Genomic DNA, 4,381 nt, shown 5'->3' with positions numbered 1-4,381 from the left:
GTCTGCTGCGCCAAGATCGTTCAGGATTGCGCCGGTTTCTGAGGTCAAAGGTCCGTGAGTCATGCCCCCATTATAACGAACGTTCGTTATAAATGTCGGACTTTCGACCACTTCCACTCCGCCGAAGCGCGTCACGCAGCGCATCTCGAATGCGCCCTAGAAGGATCTCCGGGACGCAAAAGTGGCTCAACCTGCGCCCTCGCGGGGCCACCTGTCGGGAAAGAAGTCAGCCGGTAGCAAATATGAATATGTGAATTTTGGGGAGCCGCTGAGGGGATTGTCGCGCCCCCGTTTTCGCCGTTTTCCGCACTATTTTTGCACGCTAAAACGCGCTGACCTGCGAAGCAGCACTTTAGTGCATGAGGTGTGTGGTTAGTTTTCCCCTCGGAGAGGGCGAGCGCGCGAAGCGCTTTAGGCGAGGGATGATTTTTCTTCCTGAGCAAGTGAGCGCGCAGCGGTCACGCGCTAGCACGTAGCAAGAAATGCGCTGTGCGCGTTTTTAAGCGATTAAAGCCCCGGGAGGCGACCAAGTCCCCACACGAACCGTCTCAAGCGCCCTACGGCGCTCCTGGGCGCTATGCGCGCCCCCTTCCCGACTGACGGGCGGGGAGCAAGTGACACCTGCGTCGCCGAGCGCGGTGTGGCCACGCGCCTCGCTTACGGCATGACCCGTCTCGAAAGTCGCCGGGAGAAAAATAAAAACCCCTCTCCCCGACACGGTGTAAACATTGTTTACACCTACCGAAGCGAGAGGAAACTTTTCATGGCCACCAACCAGAAGAACCCCGCCGGACGCGGCCCCGTGGTCTCCGTGCGCCTAGAGCCGGAGCTGATCGAGCGCCTGGACGCGCTCGCCGAGCGCACCAAGCGATCACGTGGAACCTATCTCCGCATGGCGCTGTGGGCGGCGCTGCCGGAGCTGGAACGGATCCACTGGGAGCAAGCTGCCGCCGATTTCGAGGAGCTAGCGATCAAGGATGCGTTCGAGGAGATCACCCAGCAGCTGATGGACGAAGCCAGCAAGCTCCGGAAGTCTGACTGAGGGAAAAGTTAAACAACGGTCTGTTTGTTAGACGCTCCAGCCATGATGTTTTTAGAAGCAGTAAGTGATCTTTTACTGGCTGGCGCGGGCGGATTCTTGGGTAGCCTCTGGGCTGACCCAGATCGAACGATTGAATCGTGGCGAGCGTTCCTCCGCAGGGACGAGGACGAGTAGCCAGCCGTCAGTGGCGGAGAGTTCCACAGTTGCAGCTGTCCGCCCTGACCGCCAGGCACTTTAAGTCAGACTCCCGCTATGAGTTATTTATTTGAGGCAGTAGCTGGAGTAGCAGTTGCAACCCTGAGTGGGTTCCTGGGAGCGTTCGTTGCAGACCCAGAGCGAACGGTGAGTTCATGGAGAAAGTTCATACGCAAGGAAGAAGATGAGTAGAGCTTCAGGGACCGACCGCTACCCCTACGGGGTGGGAACCGTTATCTGCTGACGGCTCCGCCAATTAATTTTCAGGCACTTGGTCGGCCACGTTTCCGGGAGTTTCCTAGAGCTTTTCTCAGCTCATTGACGCGCCTTACTGACAGGCCTAGCTCCGTTGCGACTTCTTTTCTTGTGGGGTCATAACCGTGGCGCTTGCACTCGGAAACGTAAGCCAGGACCCGGCCTTTGTTCTCGTCTGTGCTGAATGTACGTAGCTCGTTTGCTCGGGCTAAACGCTCCCGAGTCTGGCGAGCGTAGTCGCTTTCTGGGTCCGCCCATCTGCGTGCATTCGAGGTGGCTGCGCCTCTGCGTCCCATGGTGGCCAGGGCTTTCCTGCCCCGGCTGCTCTGGGTCTGTGTGCTCCTGGCGCTCACCGTGGGCTGGCCTTTAGCGACGTAGGCGCGCACACGACGGGCCATCGTCTGACGATCACGCATGGCAGGCAGATCCGGCTCACGCCCATCAGCCCCCACCGCCTGGGCGACGTTGTAGGCACGCTCATACGCATCGATGATCTTGGTGTCTTTCAGGCGTTCACCTGCGGCTTTAAGCTGATACCCCACGGTCAACGCATGGCGAAACGCCGTCTCATCACGCGCTGCACGCCCCTCTGCGGCCCACAGCACCCGCACCCCGTCAATGAGATCGCCTGATGCCTCCAGCGCCGTAGGCAGCGTGGCGTCCAAGGCGGCAAGCGCTTTGGCCTCTGCGGTGGCTTTCCTCGCGGCTTCGATCCGTGCCCGACCGCTGGAAAACTCCTGGTGAGCAGTGCTATCTGGCTTTTTTGATCCGGTCATCGTGCGGGCTACCTCCATCAGCTCAGCAAGCGTATCGACTCGATTGTGCTGGCAGTGCCAGGAGTACGCGGTCGGATCATCAGAGACATGCAGCGGCCACCGGCTCAACCGGTGGGAAAATGCCTGGTCAGCGCCGAACACACGGGTCATTTCCTCCGTCGTGGCGGCTAGTAGGCGGGTGTTCGGGCTGGTGGTGCCCTCGGCGGCGAACACCGGGTCAATGCACCAGATGAGCTGGCACTTTCCCGACAACGGGTTCACCCCGATCCAGGCCGGCGCTTTCTCCACCAGTGCCCAGCGCTCCAAGGTGGCGTAGACCTGCGGGTGAAGGTGCTCGATGTTCCCGCCGGCCTGGTGGCTGGGGATGTCGATGTCTAAGACCAGCACCGCGGAGCGCTGCGGGTGGGTCAGGGCGACGTACTGGCACCGGGAAAGCGACCGGGTGCCAACTCGGTGCAGCTTAGGGCGGGTTTCCCCGGTCTCGGGGTCTTTGACCCAGGCCGCGGAGAAGTCCCGGGTGGGGCACCCGTGAAACATGCTGCGATCTAAATGGGCCAGGAACTCGGCGGCATCCTGGTGATTCCAACCCCGGGAGCGTAAAGCCAGCTCAGGGTGGGTGTCGAACAGATCCGTGGAGTAATTCCACGCATCTGCTGTGTATGTTCCTGGCGAATCCGCTAGAGTCATTTTTGAGTGCTTTCTCCCAGCTGATGACTGGGGGTTAGCCGACGCCCTGTGAGTTCCCGCTCACGGGGCGTTCAACATTTTTCAGGTATTGGTGCAGCTTATCGCGTTTATCATCCGCATGAGAAGAAAGGCCCCAAAGCTTTTTCAAGTCTGATCGCAATGGCCGTATTTTCGTGTCCATAAGTGACGACGCCAGAGTTGTGACGCTATTGGTGAACAGAACTTAAACCTACTCCGCAATAGAATTAAGTCCATGACTTCGAAAAAGCATTCCGCGACTATCACCATCCGGGATGGGGCTCTTTACATCGAATTCGATGAATCAAGTGGTAGACCCTCATTCTCTCATTCAATCCCCCTAGCTTGGGCGAACGGGGAACTGGCGGGGGCGGTAGATGTTTCTGAAGCAGGAGATCTGCTTGGAATAGAGCTAATTGGTCTAGAAGAGGAAATAAAAAACCCTTCTTCATTTGACTTTTAATGAAGTTTTTTATACCAATTAGCCCTCCAATCACAACGACTAAATCAGATAACTATAAAAAGCTACGTCTTACTGCTCTCCGAGTTTTACGTCGTGGCGTCGACGAAACGGTTACAGGGTTCTGGGACGCATGGATCAAATCAAATGCGGCCTCAACAATCGGGCGTAGTGAGGCAGGTACTTCCCCTCGCTCCTGGATGATCCGGGTGGTGGCCTCAAGCTCCTGGACTACCTCTGCCAGGGTCTCCTGCGGGGTTTTCAGATCCAGCTCAGCCTGGAGACGCGCGGCTTCGACCTCCTGGGCGTGGCGCTGGCGAGCACGTTCTCGGCTAGCTGCCGCCCGACAAGCATCCGAGCAATACTTCGCCCTGCGTCCGCGCGGGTCAGGCCGGGGCGGGATTTCCCCCCCGCATTGGGCACACATATCCGTCATTCGTTCACGGCATCCTTCGCCTCGGCCTGGTCTGCCAGCCCCTCCAACGTCTGGGCAATGAAGGTCAACGTGTCTGCATCGAGCTGCCAATCACGCTCATGCACCGCGTCTAAATCGCTATCCCCAGACCGGCCGATCTGCTCTAAAAACTCCACGACTTGAGAGAGAACATGCGCACTCTCCCGTGCCCGGACAGCCACATCGAGAGGGTCTGCTGCGCCAAGATCATTCAGGATTGCGCCGGTTTCTGAGGTCAAAGCTCCGTGAGTCATACCCTCATTATAACGAACGTTCGTTAAAATGTCGGACTTTTGGCGACTTTCACCCCGCCAAAGCGCGGCACTAAGCGCACCTCGAATACGCCCTAACCCGGGTTTTTCACTGGAAGTAGCGGGACACCGGCTGAAGAAATGAAGAAAGTGACCCTTGACCAGGTAAATTGGTAGTTGCTTAGACTCCAGACACCCAGGTCGAATGGATCACCTTCAGGGAGAATACAACCAGCTTCCATA

At 58.0% G+C, this 4,381-nt stretch carries 4 protein-coding genes; 2 read left to right on the top strand and 2 right to left on the bottom strand.

Going from position 1 to position 4,381, the window contains the following annotated elements; translation table 11 throughout:
* The first annotated feature begins 763 nt into the window (after nt 1-763).
* A complete protein-coding gene (locus ACFVXG_RS46065) occupies nt 764-1,042 on the top strand; it encodes a ribbon-helix-helix protein, CopG family (RefSeq protein WP_290280303.1) in 279 nt (92 codons plus the stop codon).
* Nucleotides 1,043-1,500: 458 nt separating this feature from the next.
* Here the strand turns inward: ACFVXG_RS46065 and ACFVXG_RS46060 are convergent, their stop codons facing one another.
* On the bottom strand, nt 1,501-2,955 hold the full coding sequence (locus tag ACFVXG_RS46060) for a replication initiation protein (protein WP_387936492.1): 1,455 nt from the start codon (nt 2,953-2,955) through the stop codon (nt 1,501-1,503).
* A gap of 253 nt (nt 2,956-3,208) precedes the next feature.
* Between ACFVXG_RS46060 and ACFVXG_RS46055 the strand changes: the two genes are divergently transcribed.
* A complete protein-coding gene (locus ACFVXG_RS46055) occupies nt 3,209-3,436 on the top strand; it encodes a hypothetical protein (protein ID WP_290280307.1) in 228 nt (75 codons plus the stop codon).
* Between the two features lie 429 nt (nt 3,437-3,865).
* On the opposite strand, the gene ACFVXG_RS46050 is transcribed toward ACFVXG_RS46055, so the two are convergent.
* Entirely contained in the window at nt 3,866-4,141 is a 276-nt protein-coding gene (locus tag ACFVXG_RS46050) for a hypothetical protein (protein ID WP_387936491.1), read from the bottom strand.
* Between the last annotated feature and the right edge of the window lie 240 nt (nt 4,142-4,381).

Source organism: Kitasatospora sp. NPDC058162, assembly GCF_042884005.1.
Lineage (GTDB): Bacteria > Actinomycetota > Actinomycetes > Streptomycetales > Streptomycetaceae > Kitasatospora.
This window is presented reverse-complemented; position numbering and strand designations above follow the sequence as displayed.